Source organism: Mesorhizobium sp. WSM4906 (assembly GCF_029674625.1).
GTDB lineage: Bacteria > Pseudomonadota > Alphaproteobacteria > Rhizobiales > Rhizobiaceae > Mesorhizobium.
The window spans coordinates 1,570,543-1,594,065 of record NZ_CP121355.1; the positions used below are offsets into that span (position 1 = coordinate 1,570,543).

The following is a 23,523-nucleotide window of genomic DNA, read 5'->3' on the forward strand; positions in this document are numbered from 1 at the left end:
GATGCGACATAGGCGGATTGCCGTGTATTTAAACCGCTTTTCCTTTGGCACGCATATTGCGCCCTATCGGTAAACCTCGTCATGGGCCGGCGGCAATCGCTCGGAGATTGTCGAAATAGCACAATGATTTCTGCCGGGGTGACATCCGGCCCGACTAGAGCAGGACCTTTCAGATGATGCAGAAAAGCAAGCGGCCATACTCGCGGGGAAATAGTCGCGTCAGGGCTGCATGGACGCTCTTTCCTGGTTGTTTCGGCGGCGGACGCCAACTCTTCAATCGGCACCCGAACCAGTGCCTGGATGTCCAAGGAGCGCCCCTGTTGCGCGTGCCTGGCTGCACCCGCGTGCTGGCTCTCCTCCAAGGCGACGCTTCGGCGCTGCTGCAGACCGGCGACGAGAACCCAACTTCAAAATTAGCATTCCGAAAACCGAAAGAAGTGAACAGGTATGTCCAGGATCGGCGCTTTGACGCGCGCCGCATGGCGATCGGCAACTCAGACGCTGGCCAAGGGTTCGAAAAGTTTACACCCGACGCTAGCGCCGGCCGATTTCAAGCGCGCACTTACGATCAACGATCGATATGGCGGGCTCACTGTCAATGTCCCCAAAATGCCTTTCTGGCTGACCGGGGGTGAAGCCTTCGTCTACCGCCGGACTAGCCACGGCGAGCAGCAGTTCATGCAGGTCGATGCTGCCACGGGTTTCAAGCGGCCCGCTTTCGATCAGGCGCGTCTGGCGGCAGCGCTAAACAAGGTGAGCCATGAGAGCTATCAAGCCGGCAATCTTCCGTTCGACCGTTTCGAACTGAGTGAGGATGGTCGCAGGCTCGACTTCCAGATTGAAGACACCCGGTGGAGCTGCGACCTTGCAAGCTATGACTGTACCAGCACCACATTCGATGCAAGGAAAGGGGACCGTAGGGAGCTCAGCCACCGCTACACGCCGCCAGCGGAGAACAACCCCGACAAGAGCAACGCGTCGCCCGACGGCAAATGGATCGCCTATATCAAGAACTGCAACGTTTTCCTGCGCAGCGAGGACGGATTGCAGGATGTTCCTCTGAGCCGGGACGGAGCCGAAGGCAATTGCTACGTCTTTTCGACGCTGAGCTGGTCGCCGGACTCGCGCCACCTCGCCGCTTACCTTGTTCGCCCCGGCTATAGGCGAGAGGTCCGCTACCTCAATTCTTCGACGGACCAGTTGGAGCGGGAATATTCAACAAAATTCTATCCCAGGCCGGGCGATGTCCTTCCGCTGCCCCAGCCAGTCCTGTTCGACATTGCCGGCCGGCGCCAGATCGTGATTGACGGTGCCCTCTTCTCGAACGTCTTCGAACTTTCCCCTCTCCGGTGGTGGGCGGACAGCCGCGGCTTCACTTTCGAATATAACCAGCGCGGGCATCAGCTTTATCGCCTGGTCGAGGTAGACGCCGCCTCGGGCCGCGGGCGCTCCCTGATCGATGAGACCAGCGAGACATTCGTTGATTATTTGCCGCTGGGGCATGGCCAGGAGGATGCCGGAAAAATCTTCCGTTACGATGTCGATGACGGGAAGGAGATCATCTGGGCATCAGAGCGCGACGGGTATGAGCATTTGTATCTTTTCAACGGCCGGACAGGCGCGCTCGAAAACCAGATCACGCGAGGTGAGTGGGTCGTCCGGAGGGTCAACCATGTCGATCCGGTCAAGCGTCAGATCTGGTTCGAGGCGAGCGGGATGAACTCGCAGGAGGACCCCTATTGGGTCCATGCTTACCGCATCGGCTTTGACGGCAAGGGACTGACTGCACTGACGCCCGAACCGGCCAACCACCATATCGAGTTCTCGCCTGACAGGCGCTATTATGTCGATCTCTGGTCACGCATCGATCTGCCCCCGCGCATGGCACTCTACCGCGCCAGCGACAATGCCAAGCTCCAGCAGATCGAGACGGCCGACATTTCTGAGCTCGTCGCCGCAGGCTGGCAGCCGCCGCTCAGTTTCCATTCCAAGGGGCGCGACGGCAAAACTGACATCTGGGGCGTGCTCCACCTGCCAGCCAACTTCGACCCGACGAAGAAATACCCGGTTGTGGAGAATATCTATGCTGGACCCCACGGCTCCTTCGTCCCAAAATCCTTCTCGCGGTGGACAGAGCCGCTCACGCAGCTGGGCTTCGTCGTTGCTCAGATCGACGGCATGGGCACCAACAACCGCTCCCGCGCCTTCCATGATGTTGCTTGGAAGAATCTGAAGGACGCAGGATTTCCCGATCGCATTCTGTGGCACAAGGCGGCGGCCGCGCAATATCCATGGTACGACATATCCAACGTCGGCATTTTTGGCGCATCCGCCGGCGGCCAGAGTGCAGTCAGCGCGCTGCTCTTTCACCCCGATTTCTACAAGGTCGCCGTCGCCAAAAACGGCTGCTTCGACAACAGGATAGACAAGACCTGGTGGAACGAACTTTGGATGGGGTGGCCGGTCGGCATTGAATATTCGCAATCCTCCGCCGTTGACAATGCTCACAGGCTGCAGGGCAAGCTGATGATCGCGGTCGGCGAAATGGATGATAATGTCGATCCGTTTTGCTCGTTCCAGCTTGCCGATCGACTCATCAAGGCAGGAAAAGATTTTGACATGGTCTACGTTCCTGGTGCCAATCACCATACTCTAGGCACCTACACCGAGCGCAAACTCCTAGACTTCTTCGTTCGCAACATTCTCGGTCAGACCCCGCCCGACTGGAACACCAAACCGATCGAGCTGGAATAGCTTGTGGCTCTTGCAATTGTTAGCTCGCCTTATCAGCTGTAATCAGGGCGAGGCGCGAGCAAATCTGCACCGAAGGACGATCGTGGAGTCTAGGACTTGCGCTGCGTATTGAGGATCGGCTCGCCGCGACGTTGGTCTGAGCAAACTGCTTGATAGGCACGCCTGCAGACCGCGTGTGTGCGATTGCAAGATCCCCTATCAGCCTGGTGTGAAGCGTTCAGGGGAAAAGCCGCACCCAACGCCGCTTCCGCTCGCCGTAACGCTACGGCGGTGCGGCCCACCGATCCGCTCGACGAGCATTGGAACACATAGGTCCCCGAACGGACGATTGCCTTGGCAATAGAAGACCCTCGTCGGTCATCGCCGCTGTGGGTGGCAGCCCGTCGGTCTGGAGCTGCCACGATTCTCATCCTCGCGTCACATATGAGCTGAAGCTTTCCGGATCGGGTATCCAATCGGCATCCAGTTGCTCGGCGATATGGTTGAATTCTGCCCTCAGGACAAGAGTGAGTAGAGCAGCCCCGCTACGAAAATCCCATCCTGGTTCGTTTGACGCATCGACTATTCAGATTGATTGGCGTGATACCCGGCGCGGCCGCAACACGCGAGGCCGTCAACCGCTGAGCAGAAAACCAGCCTTCGCCTTCCGCGGCGGCGGACCTCGTCAGCCTCTCGAAAGCTTGCCTGAGTAGGTTGCTCATGTGATCTGTGGAAGTGAGGATAGCGTGCACCCGTACAAACTAGACATTCATCGTGGCAGCTTGGCTGCAGGTGCAGCACGCCGTACCGCACGAGCAAGCGGACAGGCCGGCCAAGCCGGTTTTGAGCAGCACTTGGGCGAACTGCAGGCGGCGGACGAGTTGATGGGTGCGCTAGGCGAGGAGGTCCTCGTCAATGGCTCGCATGGTAAAGGTGAGTTGAGACCAACGAAGAGGCAGAGGATCCAAAGCAATCTGCAGCATGCTGTCACTGAGCGGCAACCAGGTGAGGTTGGCAACTCAGGCGCTCGCGTGATGATGCAACTCCCCACCGATCAGGTGGGTACATCGGAACGGGAGGCGCAACTTGTGATGCAGGGGGACGAGCACGAATACACCCCAGCACCGCATCTCGACGGGTCGATGCCCTCGACAGTGCAGCCGGATCGTCCAATTGTGGTCCCCGACGGTGCCGACAAGCGTCCTGTTTATTCCAACGATGCCACCGCCATCGAAGGGCTGAAGTCAGCACTCCTTGCGGGTAAAGCCAGGCCGGACACGGTCACTCGCAGCACAAATTCTCTTTTCGGCTTTAGTCGTTGGCTCTTTCAAAACAACAAGCCAGGGCTTGCTGCTCGGCTTTACCATCCGTCGCTGAGCCAGGATCTCGAGGAGTACGAGAGTAGGGGTGGTTCCTCCACCGTGGCTGGCGCACTGCGTCAATTGATGAAGTCGATGGGCGGAGCCGGCCCGATTGTGGGTCGCGCTGTCCTGAACCCCCATCCTGACGACGCCGCGCTCACCAGACATTTCAGATCCGCGAGCGGCTACGCAACTGCTCTTAACCATTTCAGTCATTACCTACGTCAAAATGACAAGCTCGGAATTGCGGGTCGCATTTACGATAAATCGCTGGATAAAGATGTTGAGAGCTACAAGGCCGCCTCCTCTAATGGTGGAGCTCCGATCGAATCTGCGCTGGTTTATCTCCGCAAGAACCCGCCGCGCGTTATACTCGGGAATCATCTGGAAAACGCGGTCAGCATGGAGGCTCGTCCCCGTGGCGACGCTGCTCAGCATACCGCACCACAGCAGGGATTCGATTGGCCAGAGGAGCTCCTGCCGGTAGGTTATAAGGAGGGCACCGATCTACCATTGTCTCTCGCCCCAACCGCGCACCAACACCAAGCGCCCGACTTTGGAGAGGCCGTCCCTCACTTGAACTGGCGCCACGGCGACCAGGGCGCCCCGGAGGAGCTGGTAGCTGCACGGGACAGGAGCAGCCCGCTGCCAAGCGAGGCGGTGCCACATAAATCTGGACGGGGACTCGCTACGCAGCCCAGATTGTGGGCGGAGAAATCCGCCTCGCCAGAGCTCTTTCGACGGCGGGCGGAGCAGGCTCTGCCGGCGTCCGCCAGAGGTGTGGAGACATCCTCCGCGGTTGATGAAGCCGCGCAGGCCGCTCGCCAAGCTTTGGCTTGGTTGCAGCAGGAGATGGAGGGGATCGAACCGATGCAGGATCCTCATGAGGTGGCTACACCGGAATGTGAGGCGCAGCTCGTCAGGCAGAGGGATGAGCACGAATCCACCCCAGCACCGCATCCCGGAGGTGGTGGGTCGATGCCCTCGACAGTGCAGCCGGATCGTCCAATTGTAGTCCCCGACGGTGCCGACAAGCGTCCTGTCTATTCCAACGATGCGACCGCTATCGAAGGGCTGAGGGCAGCATTCCACGCGGGTAAGGCCAAAGCGAACACGGTCACTTACAATGTAAATTCTCTTTTCGGCTTTAGTCGGTGGCTCCTTCAAAACAACAAGCCAGGGTTTGCTGCTCGGCTTTACCATTCGTCGCTGGATCAGGATCTCAAGGAGTACGAGAGTACGGGTGGTTCCTCCACCGTGGCTGGCGCACTGCGTTACCTCAAGAAGTCGACAGGCGGAGCCCCGATTATGGCTCGCCCTGTCGTGATCCCCTATCCTGACGATGCCGAGCTCATTAGAAATTACAGAGCCGCTTCGACCAAGGAGTACCTGGCAGCGCCTGCGACCGGACGGAATCCAGATACCGTGGGCGGCTATACAAATTTTCTTAGACATTTTAGTCAGTACCTGCGTCAAAATAACAAGCTTGGGATTGCGGCTCGGATTCACGACAAATCGCTGGATAAAGATGTTGAGAGCTTCAAGGCTGTCTCCTATGGTAATAGGCTAAGTATCAGTTCTGCATTGGCTCACCTCCGGGATATCCTGCCGCGCATTGTGCTCGGGCGCGAAACTGTCCTTTCTGCTCATCCGGCAGACGCAGTCACCAGGCGCGTTGGGGCCGCTGCTGAAGCTGGGCCAGCGGCACCGGCAAGAGCTCCCCAACCCGCCTCGCCAGCAACCGCTAGGCTGCCAGGCACCTACCGCGGCCTTCCACTGGTTGATGTGACCACACTGACTACCAGTTCCTCTGGGGCTCAGATCGGGGCGCTCGATCCGACAGCCCCGTCCAACGTTGCAACGGGGCGGGTGCTCGGCGCCGCCGAATGGCTGAGCGACGCCCATATCCAGAGAGATTACAATTTGCTGGAGGGGCAACTGCAGGGGATCAATCCGGCGCTCGCTGCCCGGACTCGGCTGGTGGATCCTTCCGTATCCCATCTACTGCGACACACGTCGCCGCAAGACGCTCGAGGCATATTGCAGTCCATCTATAATCAAAACAACGCCACAGCCGACTTCCTGTTCTTGCCAGTGAATAATGGCACGGCTACTAGCCCCGGCACCCATTGGTCGCTGCTGCTCGTTGATCGCCGCGACCCGGAAAGGCGGTTCGCCTATCACTACGACTCCCTCCAGCGAGAGGGATATAACGACGTGCCTGCAAAACAGCTCGCAGGACTGCTGAATGCCACCTTGGCGCCAGCCCCCATGGCCAGACAGACGAACCATTATGATTGCGGCGTATTTGTCCTGGAGGGCACGTGGGCGCTGGTTGAACGATTGGTGAAAGGGCAGCGGCCAGACCACGAGCCGCTGCCCCTCGACAACCTCGTTGCCGATCGGCAGGCGCTGCAAGACCGGCTAAGGAGGCGCTTGCCGCACGAGGAAGAGCCGCGGCAGCTGCTGGAGGATGAACCCGCCTCCCCACCGATGATGGCATTCGAGCCAGGGGAACTGCGGCAACTGTTGGAAGACGAGCCTGCCTCCCCACCAATGATGGCGTTCGAGCCAGGGGAACTGCGGCAACTGTTGGAGGACGAACCTGCCTCCCCACCAATGATGGCGTTCGAGCCAGGGGAACTGCGGCAACTGTTGGAGGACGAGCCTGCCTCCCCACCAATGATGGCGTTCGAGCCAGGGGAACTGCGGCAGCTGTTGGAGGATGAACCCGCTTCCCCACCGATGATGGCGTTCGAGCCAGGGGAACTGCGGCAACTGTTGGAGGATGAACCCGCTTCCCCACCGATGATGGCGTTCGAGCCAGGGGAACTGCGGCAACTGTTGGAAGACGAGCCTGCCTCCACTTGGGCACAAATCAATTCGACCCCACATGCGCGAGCGGACGGTGTTCATCAGCCAGCCCAGGCGCCGTGGCTCCCTGAACGCAGAAGATAACTTTGCGGAGGAGCGGTCACGCAACTGTCGGCGGCGCCGGGCCTCAGGGTGAATGGAAAGGATGGAGTGGCGGATGGTGTCGCGTGAAGGCGCAACACGCGTGCTGACCGACCTGCATACGTAGGAAGTCGTTCATTGCTCCCAAATCGTATGTGAGGAACATTCCTGTCCCGGCTGCGCCGCGCGATGCTAGGTCGCGTTGTTCAGCGGGCCAAGCCGATGACACCTACGAAGCTACTGATCGGGCAGATCGCCGTTGTGTGCGCAATTGTCATTATCGGCGTATGGACGGCAACCCAATGGTGCGCTCAAATGCTGACCTACCAGACGCCTCTCGGCGCACCATGGTTTCTCTTCGCCGGCTGGCCAATCTACAAGCCGTGGAAGCTGTTTGAATGGTGGTTCCACTTCGATGCTTATGCGCCGGAGGTCTTCGACAAAGCCGGTACGCTTGCAGGCGCCAGCGGATTCCTGGGTTGTGCCGCCGCAATCGCTGGCTCGCTTTTGCGCGCGCGACAGCGCGGGTCGGTTACGACCTATGGGTCTTCACGGTGGGCCACGACTCATGAGGTCGAGACGGCAGGGTTGTTACGGCCGGCGGGCGTTTTCCTCGGTAGGCTGAACGATCGCTATCTGCGCCATGACGGCCCGGAGCACGTCATGGCATTTGCGCCGACGCGTTCGGGCAAGGGCGTGGGGCTGGTTGTTCCAACGCTACTTTCCTGGACCGGGTCTGCCATCATTCATGATATAAAAGGCGAAAATTGGCAGTTGACCTCCGGCTGGCGGTCGAAATTCTCGTACTGCCTTCTGTTCAATCCGACCGACCCGAGATCGGCACGCTACAACCCGCTGCTGGAGGTGCGCAAAGGCCCAGATGAGATCCGGGACGTTCAAAACATCGCCGACATCCTCGTCGATCCCGAGGGCGCGCTGGAGCGACGGAACCACTGGGAGAAGACCAGCCATTCACTCCTAGTTGGCGCCATTTTGCACGTGCTCTACGCTGAAGAGGACAAGACGCTGGCCCGCGTCGCCACCTTCCTGTCGGACCCGCAACGCTCGTTTGCCGCAACGCTACGGCGGATGATGACGACAAACCATCTCGGGACGGGGCATAACCCTCAGGTCCATCCCGTAGTGGCCTCGGCGGCTCGCGAACTCCTGAACAAGTCGGAAAACGAGCGCTCAGGCGTCCTCTCGACCGCCATGTCCTTTCTCGGGCTTTATCGTGATCCAACGGTCGCGGCGGCCACTTCGTCCTGCGACTGGCGCATCGCTGACCTAGTGGATGGAGAGCGACCGCTGTCGCTCTATCTGGTCGTGCCGCCTTCGGATATCTCGCGCACCAAGCCTTTTGTGCGACTGATCTTGAACCAGATCGGCAGGCGGTTGACGGAGCGTCTGGAGGGGGACCCGAAGAAGAGCCGTAAGCATCAGCTGCTCATGATGCTGGACGAGTTTCCGGCGCTCGGTCGCCTCGACTTCTTCGAAACGGCGCTCGCCTTCATGGCAGGTTATGGCATTCGCTCCTATCTGATCGCACAATCTTTGAACCAGGTTTCAAAGGCCTATGGCGAGAACAATGCTATTCTCGACAATTGCCACGTGCGAATTGCCTTTTCCTCCAATGACGAACGCACGGCCAAGCGCATCTCGGATGCCCTCGGCACCGCAACCGAACTTAGGTCGATGCGCAACTATGCGGGCCATCGGCTTGCGCCCTGGCTTTCACATGTCATGGTGAGCCGCCAGGAAACCGCGCGCCCGCTCCTGACGCCAGGCGAGGTGATGCAATTGCCGCCGTCAGACGAATTGGTCCTGGTTTCTGGGTTGCCGCCGATCCGCGCCAAGAAGCTGCGCTATTATCAGGATCAGAATTTCACAGATCGGGTGCTGCCTGCGCCGGTGCTGCACGACGGACCCTATGCGGACTGCCCTGCATCACGCCCGGACGGCTGGACTGGACAAGTGTGCAGCGTCGATAGCCGACTTGCTGCGGACGAGGAAAGCGCCGACGCGCCAGTTGAAGACGAGGGAGGCGTTCAGCAGCAACGCCATCCAAGCCTGCCCGAAGAAGACGTTGTTGTCTCTCAAGAGCCCGATCAGGCCGATCTGTACAAGCCCGCAGACGATGACAGCGAAGCGCTCGCGGACAAGCGTGTCATGGATCGGATTTCCACTGCGGCCCGCGTCTACGGTATCAACGAGGGCAGGGGCGACGATGTCATTCCCGGCTTCTGAAGTCCGCTGAGTTGCAGAGCGCACCTCAGCGTAGATAACGGCCATAAGCAATTTTGAGCGTCTGGCCGATGCTTCTCCCGTCGCCGGCGCAACGCCGGGCCGTCGGAACGATCCGCATGAAGCCGCACCGCATTCGCCATCAGTTTCTGCTTGAGCCGGAGCTCAGCGAGAAACTGGACAACCTCAGTCGCGATCCGTCAACGACCAAATCAGCGATCGTGGGGAAGGCGATCGAGGCGTTCATCGAGCGGCGTGGCGAGAGCGAGTTCGATCGGCGCTACGGCGTAAGGCTTGACCGGCTCTCCCGCGATCTTGCCCACGTCAGGCGCGATTCCGAGGTGATCCTGGAGAGCCTGGCGCTCTTCATCCGCTTTTCGATCACCCTTCACGCCCACACGCCGGTCCCGGATCGGGCAACGCAGGCTATTGCCCAAGAGCGTTTCGAGAAATTCGTTGAGAAGGTCGGCCGCCAGATCGCTTCCGGCAAAAAGTCGCTTAGCAAAGACAATGGTGGGGGAGGGGAAGGATGAGCTCTCATCCCGAGGCCGACCACCGGCGGCGTGTCATGCTGCGCACCGCCATGGGTCCGGCAATCACCGAAGCCCTGGCCGATCCGTCCGTCATCGAGGTGATGGTCAATCCCGACGGCGCGCTGCGACTCGACCGGTTAGGCGAAGGTCGGGTCGATACCGACGTTCACATGCACCCGTCCGAGGCAGAACGTATCATCCGCCTGGTTGCTTCGCACGTGCGCGCCGAGGCGCACGCCGACAACCCGATCGTCAGTGCCGAATTGCCGTCTGGCGAACGCTTCGAAGGCCTGCTGCCACCTGTGGTGTTGGCGCCATGTTTTGCCATCCGCAAGCCCGCCGCGAAAGTCTACACCCTGGCCGACTATGTTGCCGAACGCATCATGCTGCCGCTGCAGGCCGATGCGCTGAAAAAGGCCGTCCGCGAGCGGCGCAACATGCTGATCGCCGGCGGCACTTCCTCGGGGAAGACAACACTCGCCAACGCTCTGCTGGCTGAAGTCGCCGAATGCGACGATCGGGTGATCCTGATCGAGGACACACGCGAACTGCAGTGCGCGGCCAGGGACTGCGTTGCCCTGAGAACAAGGCGGGGCTCGGTCACCCTTGCCGATCTCGTGCGCTCGACGCTGAGGCTCAGGCCGGACCGCATCATCGTGGGCGAGGTGAGGGGCGCGGAAGCGCTCGACATGCTGAAGGCATGGAACACCGGGCACCCAGGCGGCATCGCTACCGTACACGCCAATTCCGCGCGCTCGGCTCTCTATCGCATTGAGCAACTCGCCCAGGAAGCGGTGGTCACCGTTCCCCGCCGGCTCATCGCTGAGGCGATAGATCTGATCGTCTTCATAGCGGGACGCGGCTCGTCGCGCCACATCGACGCAATCGCCGAGGTCACCGGTCTCGACGGCAGCGGCGATTACGCCGTTGCCCCGCTCACGCTTTCGCAACTCCAGCAGCTTTGAAAGGCCTTCCTCATGCGCAAGAAGCTTCGCTTTCTTTCGTCCACAGCGCTCGCGTTTCTTATCACGGCCCCGGTTTATGCCGCCGGCTCCGGCATGCCGTGGGAGCAGCCGCTGCAGCAGATCCTGGAGTCCGTGCAGGGACCGGTCGCCAAGATCGTTGCGGTGATCATCATTATCACCACCGGCCTGACGCTTGCCTTCGGCGACACCGCCGGTGGTTTTCGGCGCCTGATTCAGATCGTCTTCGGTCTGTCGATCGCCTTCGCGGCATCGAGCTTCTTCCTCTCCTTCTTCTCCTTCGGTGGTGGGGCGCTCGTCTGATGGCCGCCGGGGAGCAGCATATCGAGGGCTTCGCAGTACCGGTCCACCGGGCGCTGACCGAGCCGATCCTGCTCGGCGGGGCTCCGCGCGCGGTGGCGATCCTCAACGGTACAGTGGCCGCGGCCATTGGCTTCGGCTTGCAGCAATGGATTGCTGGTCTGGTGCTTTGGATCGCAGGCCACTCGTTAGCGGTGTTTGCCGCAAGACGCGATCCGGACTTCGCCAGCGTGCTTGTGCGCCACCTACGTCTGAAGGGGTGGCTTGCATGCTGAACCTTTCGGAATATCGAAGCAAAGCCGACCGGCTTGCCGACCATCTACCCTGGGCTGCCTTGGTGGCGCCCGGCATCGTGCTCAACAAGGACGGCAGCTTTCAGCGGACGTTGCGGTTCCGCGGCCCGGATCTCGAAAGTGCGACGGAGGCTGAACTCGTCGGCATTTGCGCCCGGGCGAACAATGCTCTCAGACGCCTTGGCTCTGGCTGGGCATTGTTCTTTGAGGCCGAGCGCACAGAAGCGCTGGGCTATCCGAACTCGCATTTTCCTGACGCCGCGTCGTGGCTGGTCGACGAAGAACGCCGCGCTGCTTTCGAGGGGAAGGTAGCGCACTACGAGAGCCGCTATCATCTGACCTTGGTGTTTATGCCACCGCCGGACGCCCAGGCGCGCGCAGAAAGCACGCTCGTCGACTCTCATTATTCCCGAGGAGAAAGAGACTGGCGCCAGGATCTGGCGAGGTTCCGTGACGAGACCAACCGCGTGCTCGATCTCTTCTCGGGTTTCATGTCCGAAGTACGCGTCCTCGATGATGCTCAGACGTTGACCTACCTCCACGGCACGATTTCGCCTCGTCGCCATCCTATCATGGCCCCGGAAACGCCGATATATCTGGATGCAATCCTGGTCGATGCGCCGCTTACCGGTGGCCTGGAGCCGATGCTGGGTGAGCAGCATCTTCGCACACTGACCATCCTCGGCTTTCCGAACCTCACCCGGCCCGGAATCCTCGATACCCTCAATCATCAGGATTTCGCCTATCGCTGGATGACGCGCTTCATTCCGCTCGAGAAAACGGAAGCCACGAAGACGCTGACGCGATTGCGCCGGCAGTGGTTTGCCAAGCGCAAATCGATCGTGGCAATCCTACGCGAGGTCATTACCAACGAGCCGGTCCCGCTTGTCGATAGCGATGCCGACAACAAGGCGCTCGATGCCGACGAAGCCCTTCAGGCATTGGGCGGTGATCATGTGAGTTTCGGCTATCTCACCACCACCGTGACGGTGTGGGGCGAGGATCGCCAAGCCGCTGCAGAGAAGCTTCGCGCGGTCGAGCGCATCATCAATGGGCTCGGCTTCACCACGATCCGAGAAGGCGTCAATGCGGTCGAGGCTTGGCTCGGCTCATTGCCTGGCCATGTCTACGCTAACGTTCGCCAACCGCTCGTTCATACATTGAACCTTGCCCATCTCATGCCGCTGTCGTCGGTTTGGGCCGGTCCTGCGACAAACGAGCATCTCGCGAAAGTCACCCAAACCGAAGCGCCACCGCTTTTCGTTGCCGAGACCAGTGGGTCGACACCGTTTCGGCTTTCCACCCACGTCGAAGATGTCGGCCACATGCTGGTTGTTGGTCCGACCGGCGCCGGCAAGTCGGTTCTGCTTGCTCTGATTGCTCTGCAGTTCAGGCGCTACGCCGGCGCCCAGGTTTATGTCTTCGACAAAGGCAATTCGGCCCGTGCTGCAACACTTGCCATGGGTGGAGAACACCACGCGCTAGGAGCGGACGGTTCCCTTGCCTTTCAGCCACTGCGCAGCATCAACGACCAGGCTAGCCGAAGCTGGGCGGCCGAATGGATCGCCAGCCTTGTTGCCCACGAGAACGTCACCGTCACGCCGGAGGTGAAGGAGGCTATTTGGTCAGCGCTGGCCAGCCTTGCCACCGCGCCGGCGCAGGAACGCACACTGACCGGTCTTTCGGTCCTGCTTCAATCCAATGCGCTGAAGACCGCATTGATGCCCTACACGCTCGACGGTCCCTTCGGCCGCCTGCTCGATGCCGATCATGATGGGCTGGCCTTGTCGGATGTGCAGTGTTTCGAGACCGAGGAGTTAATGCACAGCCAAAGCGCTTTGCTGCCGGTGCTTACCTATCTGTTCCAGCGACTTGAGGAACGGTTCGACGGACGGCCCACGCTGATCATGCTCGACGAGGCGTGGGTCTATCTCGACAATCCGCTGTTCGCCGCCCGCATCCGCGAATGGCTGAAGGTGCTGCGAAAGAAGAACGTGTCGGTTGTCTTCGCTACGCAGTCGCTGGCTGATATCGCGGGCTCTGGCATAGCGCCGGCAATCATCGAAAGCTGCCCGCAGCGCATTTTCCTTCCCAATGATCGTGCCGTGGAACCCCAGGCGCGCACAGCCTACGAGCGCTTCGGTTTAAGCGAGCGGCAGATCGAATTGATCGCCCGCGCCACGCCGAAGCGTCAGTATTATCTGCAATCGCGCCGCGGCAACCGTCTGTTCGAGCTCGAGCTTGGCCCCATCGCTCTTGCGCTTTGCGGTGCTTCCGATCCGGCCACGCAGACTCTGATCGACAGGATCATGTCCGAAGACGGGCAAGGCAGCTTTGCCTCGCAGTTCCTGATCGCGCGCGGCCTCGATTGGGCCGGCGAACTTCTCAAGCAATTCCCTCAACCAGACAAGGAGCAATTCTCATGATGCGGCGACGCCTTCTCTCCGGCCTGATCACCGTTTCCCTGATCGCCAAGCCTATGGCCGACTATGTGCAGCCCGCCTACGCCCTTATCGTGTTCGATCCGTCCAATTATGCGCAGAACGTGCTGACGGCCGCGCGCGCATTGGAGCAGATCAACAACCAGATCCAGTCGCTGCAGAATCAGGCGACCATGCTGCAGAACATGGCGCGCAATCTTCAGCGTCTGGATTTCTCTTCCGTTGGCCAACTCACCGGTTCGCTCCATCGCATCGACGGCTTGATGGACCAGGCGAGTGGCCTCAGCTTTGATCTGGGCAAGCTTCAAGACCAGTGGCGCAGCCAATATCCGGAAAGCTACGACGCCACGATCAAAGTCAGCGATGTGGCGAGTGCTGCGCGGGAGCGTTGGCAAACCGCCATGCAGGCGTTCCGCCAGACCATGGGTGTCCAGTCGCAAATCGTCGAGAACGTCCGCGCCGACGGCGATCTGCTCGCCGATCTCGTCAACCGCAGCCAAGGGGCGGCCGGTGCGCTTCAGGCAAGCCAGGCCACCAACCAGCTGATGGCGCTTTCGACAAAACAGCAGATGCAGATCCAGACGCTGCTCGCAACGCAGTTTCGAGCTGAGGCCGAGGATGCCGCCCGCAAGGCCCAGTCAGACGAAGCCGCCCGCGAGATGACGAAGCGATTCTTGGGTACCGGCTCGGCTTATCCCGGCAATTAATCACGAGTTCATCACGACGAGAAAGGCAGCGGCATGAACGACCTTGGCGTCATCGATCGCTTCATGGAGACCTTCATCCGCTACATCGACAGCGGGTTCGGTCTGCTATCGGGCGACCTCGCCTTCCTCACTACCATTCTGATCGGCATTGACATCACACTTGCCGGCCTGGCGTGGGCGCTCGGCGACGAAACCAGCGTTCTCGGCCGGCTTGTCCGCAAGGTGCTCTATGTTGGCGTCTTCGCCTTCATTCTGAACAATTTCAAGAACCTCGCCGATATCGTTTATCGTTCTTTTGCCGGTCTCGGGATTAAGGCGTCGGCCGGCAATCTGTCGGCAGACAATCTCTTGCGCCCGGGCCGCATTGCCGCGACCGGTTTCGAAGGTGCTTGGCCAATGCTTGACCAAGCCAGTCAGCTCCTGGGCTTCCCGGAAATCTTCGGCAACGCACTGACCATCTTCGTGCTGCTGATGGCCTGGTTCCTGGTCATCATCGCCTTCTTCATCCTTTCCATCCAGCTTTTCATCACCATCCTTGAGTTCAAGCTCACCACGCTGGCAGGTTTTGTTTTGGTTCCATTCGCACTTTGGAACCGTTCAGCGTTCCTGGCCGAACGCGTGCTCGGCCATGTTATCTCGTCAGGCATCAAGGTGATGGTGCTCGCCGTCATTGTCGGTATCGGCTCCACGCTCTTCGGGGAGTTCGCTTCCGCATTGCAAGGCAAGGAGCCGGATCTTGCCGGTGCCATGTCCCAGGTACTGGGCGCACTGGCATTGCTTGGCCTTGGCATTTTTGGGCCGGGGATCGCGTCGGGTCTTGTCTCAGGCGCACCGCAGCTTGGGGCGGGCGCCGCCCTCGGCACGACCGCGGCGGCAGCGGGTGTATCACTCGTTGCTGGAGGCACAGCATTTGCTGGCGCGCGTATGGCAACCAGCGGCGGTGTCGCCGCCATCCGAGCCGGCACAACAATGGGATCGGCTGCTTCCACGTCATGGCAGATCGGGCGCGCAACCTCGCCCGACGCTGGCCTCTCCGGTGTGGCTGCTGGAATGCATGGTGTAACCAGTGCAGCTGGCGGCGCCGCTATACGCATAGCGCGATCCGCCACTGCAAGTGTTGGGCGCAACGCCGATGCCGGGCGCGATGCCGCGTGGACCGCGACCGGCGGCACGCCGACAGCGCCAATGACCGAACGCTCTGCCGGTTCGGCCACTGTTTCGGCGCCGACGTGGGCAAGGCGCCTACGTTCTGAACAGACCGCCCGTGCAAATCGCCACGCTGCCATGCAAGCTGTCCGAGACGGAGACCGGCCGGGAGGCAGCGCCACCCCCTCTCTCAACGACAAGGATGACTAGATGCTCTTCAAGCGACCCGTGCACCGTTACGGCAAAACACCCGAACCGGTCACGCCGTATCAAAAAGCCGCCCAGCTGTGGGACGAGCGCATCGGCTCATCTCGACTGCAGGCCAGGAACTGGCGGATCATGGCCCTTGGCTGCCTGGCCTTGGCGACCGGGCTTTCCGGCGGACTCGTATGGCAGTCGATGCAAAGCCGTGTCGTGCCTTATGTCGTCGAGGTCGATGGCTTCGGCGAGACGCGCGCCGTCGCGCCGGCGATCCGGAATTATGAGCCCTCGGATGCTCAGATCGCCTGGCATCTCGGCCGCTTCATCCAGAATGTCCGTTCCGTTTCCACCGATCCGGTTTTGGTACGGCAGAACTGGTTGGCAGCGTACGACTTTGCTAGCGATCGCGCAGCGCTCTTCCTCAACGAATACGCCAAGGCGAACGACCCCTTCGGTCAGATCGGAACGCGCAGTGTTTCGGTACAGGTCACCAGCGTGGTCAGAGCCTCCGAAAGTTCATTCCAGGTCAAATGGACCGAGCAGGTGTTTGAGCGCGGAAGCCTTGCCAGCACGATGCGCTGGACTGCGATCCTCACGATCGTGATTCGCTCGCCAAGCAATACGGATCAGCTGCGCAAGAATCCGCTCGGCGTCTTCATCAATGCCATTGACTGGTCACGCGAGCTCGACAGCGCCGTCCCAACCCCCCTTTCTCCGACGGAGTCCACCAATGAAAGGTAAAATGTCACCGATTCGTGCCGTGCTGATCCTATCGGTGTCGGCAGCGGTCGTTTCCGCTTGTGCATCGAAGAAGGTGCCGCCGCCTGAGATTTCCTATGACGCTGCCGACTTCAAACCGGCCGCGATCGAAAAGGCGCCGGAGAGGCCGATTAGAATTGTCGAGGTGCCAAAACCACTGCCGCTGCCTGGCCAAATGCAGCCCGAGCCCGGCAAGGCCGAGGACAAGCGCCCCCCTGAAGAACGCGTCGCTGATGCCAACAAAGCCGCGACCCAGCAACCCACCAAGTACGGGTATGTTAATGCCGTGCAAGTCTACCCCTTCACCGATGGCGCGCTTTATCAACTCTATGCCGCGCCGGAGCGCGTGACCGACATCGCTCTGCAGCCGGGCGAGAAACTAACCGCCGTGTCGGCTGGCGACACCGTGCGCTGGGTCATTGGCGATACCGCAAGCGGCACCGGTGACAATCAGCGCACCCATGTTCTGGTAAAACCCTTCGCGCCGGGTCTTGCCACCAATGTCGTCATTACGACGGACCGGCGGACCTATCATTTGCAGCTTCAAAGCACCGAGAAGACCGCAATGGCGGCAATCTCCTGGACCTACAGCCAAGACCAGATCATCGCGCTTCGCCAGCGCAATGCTCAAGCCGAGGCAGTTACACCGGTCGCGTCGAATATCGCGCTCGAAAACCTTCGCTTTCGCTACTCAATCAGTGGCGACACACCGCCCTGGAGACCGACGCGAGCCTTCGACGACGGCAGCAAGGTCTATATTGAGTTCCCTCGTCGCATAGATCAGGGCGAGGCGCCACCACTCTTCATCGTCGGCGCAGATGGGAGCAGCGAGCTCGTCAACTATCGCGTGCGCGGCAACTATTACATCGTCGATCGGCTCTTCGCCGCGGCCGAACTTCGCCTCGGCACCAAGCGGCAGCAGGTGATCCGCATCAGCAGGATTGACGGCAGGCAACCGCAACGGCGGATCTCGCTCTTTCGCGGCAGCCGGCGAGGTGAGGACTCATGATCGAAAATTCCCGCTCTGGCATCCCGCCGAAACTGGATCCCGAGGAACTGCAGCTTCGGGCCTCTCCCCGCCGCGTGGTGCGGTTCAGGCGCGGTGTGATCATCGCGATCGCAGCGCTCGGATCCGGCGCTGTCTTCGGCGTTACCATGATCGCCCTCCAGGGGCCGGCCCTTCGCATCAGGGATCAGGCGGAAGATCTCTACAACACTGAGCGCAAACCAACCGCCGAGGGGCTCGATACGCTTCCCCATGACTATTCCGGCATGAAGCCGAAGCCTCCCGTCCTTGGGCTACCTTTGCCGGGCGACCTCGGCCGCCCCATCCTCGAGCGGCAGCGCCAGCTCGGCATCGTGCCGGGCCAAGACATCTCGGCCGAGGAGCAGCGTCTAGCGCAGCAGGCGATCGAAGCGCGTGAATCGCGGGTGCTTTTCCGCGTCGAAAATCGAGCTCAAAAGACAGATGTCGGAGAGAGCGTGCAAACTGCTCAGCATCCATTTGAGGCGCTTCCCCAATCCGAAGCAGGACGCGCGTCAGCCTCGGTGGCGGCGGCGGAAGGCGACCAGAACAATCAGCAGCGAAAGCTTGATTTTCTCAGCCAGCGGAGCACTGGCGGGATCTACAATCCGCATGCGCTGCAGACGCCGATCTCGCCATATCAACTGATGGCTGGCAGCGTGATTGCCGCCAGCCTGATCACCGGCATCAATTCCGATTTGCCGGGCCTTGTCGTCGCGCAAGTCACCGAAAATGTGCACGACACGGTCACGGGCAACATATTGCTGATTCCGCAGGGCTCACGTCTTATCGGCGTCTACGACAGCGTCGTCGCGTTCGGGCAAAAGCGAGCGCTGCTGGTCTGGCAGCGCATTCTGCTGCCCGACGGCTCGTCGGCCGAAATCGACAATCTGCCCGCGAGCGACACCGCCGGCTACGCAGGGCTGGAAGACGAAGTCGATTTCCACACTTGGCAGATGATCAAGGGAGTGGCGCTTGCCACATTGCTCGGTGTCGGCACAGAATTCAGCCTCGGCGAAAACGAGAGCGATCTGGTCAAGGCGATCCGGGAATCAGCCCAGCAGAACGCCAGTCGAGCCGGCCAGCGCATCACCGAAAAAAACCTCAATATCCAGCCCACCATCGTCGTCCGCCCAGGTTGGCCACTGCGCGTCATCGTGCACAAGGACATCGTGCTGCGGCCATACGCCAGTTGAGCAGGAGTTATCATGGCTGACCTGAAACTTGGAAAACTTCCGGACCGAACAGCTTCGAAGATCACCATTACCGTCAGCGCGGAGCTGAGCCAAACACTCAAGGAGTATGCTGCACTTTACCGTCAGACCTATGGTCAGTCTGAAACCGTGGCAGAACTCATCCCTTTCATGCTGGCGGCGTTTCTGGAAGGCGACCGAGCCTTTGCCAAGGCCAGAAAGGAACGTCTGCCGACGGAGCTTGCCGGAAAATCGTGACTCCTCCGCTAGGGCAGCTGGAACATTGCCTAGCTGTCGCGACCTACCTGCTCCTCGCGAAGCATAGGATCAAACACCTTGGAATGCAGGTATGCGCAAGAGATGATGTGGAAGGAGATACCGCGCAACAGCCTAAGTTTGCATTTTCGATTTGGTCGGCCGTGAACTATCCGCAAGCCATTGATCTGGCCTGTTGATTGAGGCGGATAGCGGCTTTGGAATTGCAGGATTAGCGGTATTTGGACGCTGTTTTCCTGCAATTCGGTTTTGCGATTCCCTTGTGGCGCGGAGCGTGATTCACTCGGTTCGGCGGCGGCGAATCGAGGGGACAGCGAATGTCCAGGCCACGCGAGAAGCGCGAGACGGGAGAGCAGGACCTGTTCCGCTCCCGGCTCGACCAAATCATCAACATGAAGCACGAGCTGGTGCGGCTGGCGCAGGCGATCGACTGGCCGGTGCTGGAGGAGCGTTTCGGCGCCGTCTATTCGGACGGCCCCGGCATGCCGCCGCTGCCGACCCGGCTGATGGCGGGGCTGGCGATCCTCAAGCACACCTTCAACCTGTCGGATGAGGTGCTGTGCGAGCGCTGGGTGGAGAACCCTTATTTCCAGTATCTCACCGGCGAGACGTTCTTTTGCCATACGCTGCCGTTCGACCGCTCCTCGATGACGCGTTGGCGCAGCCGTATGGGCGAGGAGCGGATTATGGTGCTGTTGCAGGAGAGCCTCAGCCTCGCGGTCAAGACCGGGGCGATGAAACCGGCCGACACGCGCCAGGTGATCGTCGACACCACCGTGCAGCCGAAGAACGTCATGTTCCCGACCGACGCCAAGCTCATCCATCGGGCACGCGAACGGCTGGTGCGGCTGGCCAAGAGGACGGGTCTCCATTTGCGCCAGAGTTATGTGCGGGTCGGCAAGCTGGCGCTGATCAGCCACCAGCGCTATGCCCACGCCAAGCAGTTCAAGCGGGCCAACAAGGCGCTACGCAAGCTCAAGACCTATCTCGGCCGGACCATTCGCGACATTGGTCGCCAGATCGCCGGCGATCAGGGGCTGGACGCGCTGTTCAAATGGCCGCTCTACCAGGCCGCCACCGTTCTCGAGCAACGCCAGCGCCAGCGCGGCCGCAAGATCTACAGCCTGCACGCACACGAGGTGGAATGCATCGGCAAGGGCAAGGCGCATGCGCCCTACGAGTTCGGGGTGAAGGTGTCGGTGGCCACCACGCTGAAGCGCTCCAGGGGCGGCCAGTTCGCCCTGCATGCAAAAGCACTGCCCGGCAATCCCTATGACGGCCACACGCTGGCAAGCGTCATCCCCGACATGGAAAAGACCATCGGCAACGAGATCGGCCGCATCCTCGCCGACGCCGGCTATCGCGGCCACAACGCACCGCAGAGCCACAAGCTCAGGGTCTTCACCGCGGGCCAGAAACGCCGCGTCACCCCAGCCATCAAGCGCCAGATGCGACGGCGGTCGGCGGTCGAGCCCGTCATCGGCCACATCAAGAGCGAACACAGAATGGGCCGCAACTACCTCGCCGGCCAGCAGGGCGACACCCTCAACGCCATCCTGGCCGCCGCCGGCTACAACTTCTCCCTCCTGCTCAGGTGGCTGAAGGGGTTTTTGTCGCTCTTGATTGCCCTGCTTCAAATCCGGCCGAAGCCGGTCGCCGCTTAGGGCTCGGATTGTTCACGGTCGACGATTTGATGCGGTAGTCGCCTATGAGCGGTCAAAACGAACGCAGCTGGTTCGCCGATCGACCAAACGGCGAGCGCACTGTGCTTTGCTCAGACCGCCACCGAGTGCCTCGCCGTTCCCCCTTTGAAATATGTATCGAACTTGGCCGCGATGGTTCGAATGAAGGGGCGACTTTCAGTCCGTACGAGGAAACTGTCACCATCGAATTCAAGCGCTCGGGCAGGATCGTGGAGTGCGATGGACCTCGAGCGATGAAGGAGCTGCTCGCCGGCTTTGCCGAACCGCTCCACCAGGTCGACTGCCGAGAAGGCAAAATCACACATCAGCCGCTCGATGATCCAGCCACGGACGCGATCGTCGTCGGAAAGGGCAACGCCGCGGACGGCAGCCAACCCGCCATCCGCAACCATGCGCCCGTACCCGGCAGTCGAAGCCATGTTCTGCACGTAGCCTTGGCGAAAACGACCGATGGACGAAGGGCCAAGTCCGATCAGTGTCGGGCAGCGATCCTCAGTGTAGCCCTGAAAATTGCGATGCAAAACCCCTGCGCGGGCCGCTATGGCCAGCGCATCGTCGGGCTTCGCGAAATGATCGAGTCCTATTGCCTCATATCCCTTGGCGACAATTGCCCGCGCCGCGAGTTGAGATTGGGCGAAACGCTCAGTGGGACTCGGCAGCCATGCCTCGTCGATCATCGTCTGATGCTTCTTGAACCAGGGCACATGTGCGTAGCCGAACAGGGCCATCCGGTCTGGCTCCAAGGTCAGTGCCTGCGCCACCGTGGAACAGATCGTCTCGCGTGTCTGATTCGGGAGCCCGTAGAGCAGGTCCAGATTGACCGATTCGACGCCCCGCGAACGAACCCCGTCGACGACTGCCTTGGTCTGCAAAAAACTCTGCTCACGATTAATTGCTTTTTGCACTTGCGGATCGAAATCCTGCACGCCGAGGCTCGCCCGCGTTACGCCGATTTGAGCAAGTGCATCAAGGCGCGCCTTGTCCATGTCGTTGGTTTCGATTTCGATGCTGACCGTAGCATCCGGGAGAAGGTCGAAGCTGTCCCGCAAGGCCGCTCCAAGAGCAACCATATCATCGGGCCTCAGAATAGTTGGCGAACCGCCACCGAAGTGGATTGCACGGACATGTGCCTTGCCGCTCACCAGACCGGCAATCGTGACGATTTCGGCATTCAGCGAGCGCAGATAAGCGGCCACCGGCTCATATTGGTGCGTCTGCTTGGTGTGGCAGGCGCAGAACCAGCAGAGCTTGTCGCAGTAAGGAATGTGCAGGTACAGCGAGATTTCGTCGCCGCTTTCCAGCGTCTCCAACCAGCCACGGTAAATGGCAGCATCGATCCCCGAATGGAAATGCGGCGCCGTCGGATAGCTGGTGTAGCGTGGGACGTTCTCGCTGAGTTTGACAGCTATTTCCGATTGCATCTCGCGTTCACCGTGTTGCCCGCCGGAACACTGCACGCATCGCTGAAGCAGACCCTGATCTCGATCAGCCGCGCTCATGGACAAACCGCCGCAGGATTTCTCTACCCTGGATGGGTATCCTGCCGGCAGTTAGGATCGGGTAAGGCGAACGCATGACCTTTCGGCAAGACATTCATAGTTCCGGCATTCCTGTTCTTTGCTTCCCTTGCGAGGCACGGCGTCGCGGTGTCTGCGGTGCGCTCGATCCAGACAATTTGGTTGGGCTCGCCAAGACTTGCTCGCGTCGCCGGATCGAGTCAGGAATGGAGTTGACCGGCGAGGCACAGAACGTCGACAGCTACTCCAACGTGCTTTCAGGCGTGGTAAAGCTATCAAAGAGCCTGTCGGATGGGCGCCAGCAGATCGTCGGTCTCCAGTTTGCACCGGATTTTCTGGGACGTCCTTTCAAGGAGGAAAGCTCGATCAATGCGGAAGCGGCAACAGCAGTCACGCTGTGTTCGTTTCCGCGAGCGGCCGTCGAACGGATGATGAAGGCGTCACGGGAATTCGAGCATCGCCTGCTCAAACAGACGCTGAATGAACTCGATGAGGCGCGCGAGTGGATGGTGACGCTGGGGCGCAAGACAGCTCCGGAAAAGGTGGCGACTTTTCTCCTCATGATGGCCCGGAATATCGATTCCAGTCTCGATGCGGCTTCCGGGTCGGCCTCCTTCGATCTGCCGCTGACGCGTGCCGAAATGTCTGATTTCCTTGGAATCACCAGCGAGACCGTGAGCCGCCAACTGACGCGATTGCGGGCTGACGGGGTGATTCGGATTGAGAACGCACGCCATGTGACGGTGGACAGCATAAGCCGTCTGGAGAAGCGCTGTGGCGGCGGACGCGAGCGGCCCTAAGCGGCGAGGCCATGTCGCATGACTCCGGGGCGGGCCGTGTTTGCCTTTTAATGCGATGTCGCCGCGCCTTCGACGAAGCGGCGTCACGGTTGTCGAGACAAACAGCTTTCGGGCTTTGATAGGAACGTGACCAATCGCCAGGTGTGTTTCGGCACATACCGGCGAAGCATGGTCCTTAATCTGCCACGGCTCGGCGGAACGATCGCGTTCGTTTCCAATGGGATCCGAACAACGTTTGGCAGGGCATCGGCAATAGCATCCAACGCGCGCAGAGCCTCAGCTTTCGCCTCAGCGATCGCGTCTGCGCCCGCCCAACCCAGGGAACGCCTTCCATGAGGGAGTGAGCCCGCGCTG

17 protein-coding genes are annotated in these 23,523 nt (G+C 60.5%); 16 read left to right on the plus strand and 1 reads right to left on the minus strand.

Features of this window, described 5'->3' with window-relative positions; all coding sequences use genetic code 11:
* Positions 1-447 precede the first annotated feature (447 nt).
* The 15 genes from QAZ22_RS07355 to QAZ22_RS07425 all read left to right on the plus strand — a co-directional run bounded on the left by QAZ22_RS07355 (position 448) and on the right by QAZ22_RS07425 (position 20,813).
* Positions 448-2,754, plus strand: coding sequence for a S9 family peptidase (locus tag QAZ22_RS07355; RefSeq protein WP_063169235.1), 2,307 nt, complete (start codon positions 448-450; stop codon positions 2,752-2,754).
* An 833-nt stretch (positions 2,755-3,587) separates the two neighbouring features.
* Positions 3,588-7,052: a Ulp1 family isopeptidase gene (locus QAZ22_RS07360; protein ID WP_063169234.1), complete on the plus strand. Its 3,465-nt coding sequence runs from the start codon at positions 3,588-3,590 to the stop codon at positions 7,050-7,052.
* 219 nt (positions 7,053-7,271) lie between these two features.
* Positions 7,272-9,296, plus strand: coding sequence for a conjugal transfer protein TraG (locus QAZ22_RS07365; protein ID WP_063169233.1), 2,025 nt, complete (start codon positions 7,272-7,274; stop codon positions 9,294-9,296).
* A 116-nt stretch (positions 9,297-9,412) separates the two neighbouring features.
* Positions 9,413-9,826 carry a CopG family transcriptional regulator gene (locus QAZ22_RS07370; RefSeq protein ID WP_063170364.1) on the plus strand — a complete coding sequence of 138 codons (414 nt, stop codon included), beginning with the start codon at positions 9,413-9,415 and terminating at the stop codon, positions 9,824-9,826.
* Positions 9,823-10,791: a P-type conjugative transfer ATPase TrbB gene (trbB, locus tag QAZ22_RS07375; protein WP_024502850.1), complete on the plus strand. Its 969-nt coding sequence runs from the start codon at positions 9,823-9,825 to the stop codon at positions 10,789-10,791. Before QAZ22_RS07370 ends, trbB begins: the two co-directional genes overlap by 4 nt.
* Before the next feature lie 12 nt (positions 10,792-10,803).
* Entirely contained in the window at positions 10,804-11,112 is a 309-nt protein-coding gene (locus QAZ22_RS07380) for a TrbC/VirB2 family protein (protein WP_024502851.1), read from the plus strand.
* Positions 11,112-11,384, plus strand: a complete 273-nt coding sequence (locus QAZ22_RS07385) for a VirB3 family type IV secretion system protein (RefSeq protein ID WP_024502852.1) — start codon at positions 11,112-11,114, stop codon at positions 11,382-11,384. Before QAZ22_RS07380 ends, QAZ22_RS07385 begins: the two co-directional genes overlap by 1 nt.
* Positions 11,378-13,828 (plus strand): conjugal transfer protein TrbE, encoded by a 2,451-nt coding sequence (gene trbE / locus QAZ22_RS07390; RefSeq protein WP_063169232.1) that lies wholly within the window; start codon positions 11,378-11,380, stop codon positions 13,826-13,828. Before QAZ22_RS07385 ends, trbE begins: the two co-directional genes overlap by 7 nt.
* Entirely contained in the window at positions 13,825-14,550 is a 726-nt protein-coding gene (trbJ, locus tag QAZ22_RS07395; protein WP_024502854.1) for a P-type conjugative transfer protein TrbJ, read from the plus strand. The genes trbE and trbJ overlap by 4 nt, the downstream gene beginning before the upstream one ends.
* A gap of 33 nt (positions 14,551-14,583) precedes the next feature.
* On the plus strand, positions 14,584-15,906 hold the full coding sequence (trbL, locus tag QAZ22_RS07400) for a P-type conjugative transfer protein TrbL (protein WP_063169231.1): 1,323 nt from the start codon (positions 14,584-14,586) through the stop codon (positions 15,904-15,906).
* Positions 15,907-16,638 carry a conjugal transfer protein TrbF gene (gene trbF / locus QAZ22_RS07405; RefSeq protein ID WP_063169230.1) on the plus strand — a complete coding sequence of 244 codons (732 nt, stop codon included), beginning with the start codon at positions 15,907-15,909 and terminating at the stop codon, positions 16,636-16,638.
* Position 16,639: 1 nt separating this feature from the next.
* Entirely contained in the window at positions 16,640-17,665 is a 1,026-nt protein-coding gene (trbG, locus tag QAZ22_RS07410; protein ID WP_164548809.1) for a P-type conjugative transfer protein TrbG, read from the plus strand.
* Positions 17,662-18,876, plus strand: a complete 1,215-nt coding sequence (locus QAZ22_RS07415) for a TrbI/VirB10 family protein (protein WP_063169228.1) — start codon at positions 17,662-17,664, stop codon at positions 18,874-18,876. Before trbG ends, QAZ22_RS07415 begins: the two co-directional genes overlap by 4 nt.
* Before the next feature lie 12 nt (positions 18,877-18,888).
* Positions 18,889-19,131, plus strand: coding sequence for a DUF2274 domain-containing protein (locus QAZ22_RS07420; protein WP_024502859.1), 243 nt, complete (start codon positions 18,889-18,891; stop codon positions 19,129-19,131).
* Between the two features lie 335 nt (positions 19,132-19,466).
* Positions 19,467-20,813, plus strand: coding sequence for an IS5 family transposase (locus tag QAZ22_RS07425; protein WP_063169227.1), 1,347 nt, complete (start codon positions 19,467-19,469; stop codon positions 20,811-20,813).
* Between the two features lie 110 nt (positions 20,814-20,923).
* On the opposite strand, the gene hemN is transcribed toward QAZ22_RS07425, so the two are convergent.
* Entirely contained in the window at positions 20,924-22,273 is a 1,350-nt protein-coding gene (gene hemN, locus QAZ22_RS07430) for an oxygen-independent coproporphyrinogen III oxidase (RefSeq protein WP_063169226.1), read from the minus strand.
* Between the two features lie 152 nt (positions 22,274-22,425).
* On the opposite strand from hemN, the gene QAZ22_RS07435 reads away from it, so the two are divergent.
* Positions 22,426-23,169, plus strand: coding sequence for a Crp/Fnr family transcriptional regulator (locus tag QAZ22_RS07435; protein ID WP_024502861.1), 744 nt, complete (start codon positions 22,426-22,428; stop codon positions 23,167-23,169).
* The last annotated feature ends 354 nt before the right edge of the window (positions 23,170-23,523 follow it).

Excerpts from the sequence above, each read along its gene's own strand:
- QAZ22_RS07355 (WP_063169235.1), top strand. The coding sequence starts at position 448 with ATGTCCAGGATCGGCGCTTTGACGCGCGCCGCATGGCGATCGGCAACT.
- QAZ22_RS07365 (WP_063169233.1), top strand. The coding sequence starts at position 7,272 with ATGACACCTACGAAGCTACTGATCGGGCAGATCGCCGTTGTGTGCGCA.
- QAZ22_RS07370 (WP_063170364.1), top strand. The coding sequence starts at position 9,413 with ATGAAGCCGCACCGCATTCGCCATCAGTTTCTGCTTGAGCCGGAGCTC.
- trbB (WP_024502850.1), top strand. The coding sequence starts at position 9,823 with ATGAGCTCTCATCCCGAGGCCGACCACCGGCGGCGTGTCATGCTGCGC.
- QAZ22_RS07380 (WP_024502851.1), top strand. The coding sequence starts at position 10,804 with ATGCGCAAGAAGCTTCGCTTTCTTTCGTCCACAGCGCTCGCGTTTCTT.
- QAZ22_RS07385 (WP_024502852.1), top strand. The coding sequence starts at position 11,112 with ATGGCCGCCGGGGAGCAGCATATCGAGGGCTTCGCAGTACCGGTCCAC.
- trbE (WP_063169232.1), top strand. The coding sequence starts at position 11,378 with ATGCTGAACCTTTCGGAATATCGAAGCAAAGCCGACCGGCTTGCCGAC.
- trbJ (WP_024502854.1), top strand. The coding sequence starts at position 13,825 with ATGATGCGGCGACGCCTTCTCTCCGGCCTGATCACCGTTTCCCTGATC.
- trbL (WP_063169231.1), top strand. The coding sequence starts at position 14,584 with ATGAACGACCTTGGCGTCATCGATCGCTTCATGGAGACCTTCATCCGC.
- trbF (WP_063169230.1), top strand. The coding sequence starts at position 15,907 with ATGCTCTTCAAGCGACCCGTGCACCGTTACGGCAAAACACCCGAACCG.
- trbG (WP_164548809.1), top strand. The coding sequence starts at position 16,640 with ATGTCACCGATTCGTGCCGTGCTGATCCTATCGGTGTCGGCAGCGGTC.
- QAZ22_RS07415 (WP_063169228.1), top strand. The coding sequence starts at position 17,662 with ATGATCGAAAATTCCCGCTCTGGCATCCCGCCGAAACTGGATCCCGAG.
- QAZ22_RS07420 (WP_024502859.1), top strand. The coding sequence starts at position 18,889 with ATGGCTGACCTGAAACTTGGAAAACTTCCGGACCGAACAGCTTCGAAG.
- QAZ22_RS07425 (WP_063169227.1), top strand. The coding sequence starts at position 19,467 with ATGTCCAGGCCACGCGAGAAGCGCGAGACGGGAGAGCAGGACCTGTTC.
- hemN (WP_063169226.1), bottom strand. The coding sequence starts at position 22,273 with ATGCAATCGGAAATAGCTGTCAAACTCAGCGAGAACGTCCCACGCTAC.
- QAZ22_RS07435 (WP_024502861.1), top strand. The coding sequence starts at position 22,426 with ATGACCTTTCGGCAAGACATTCATAGTTCCGGCATTCCTGTTCTTTGC.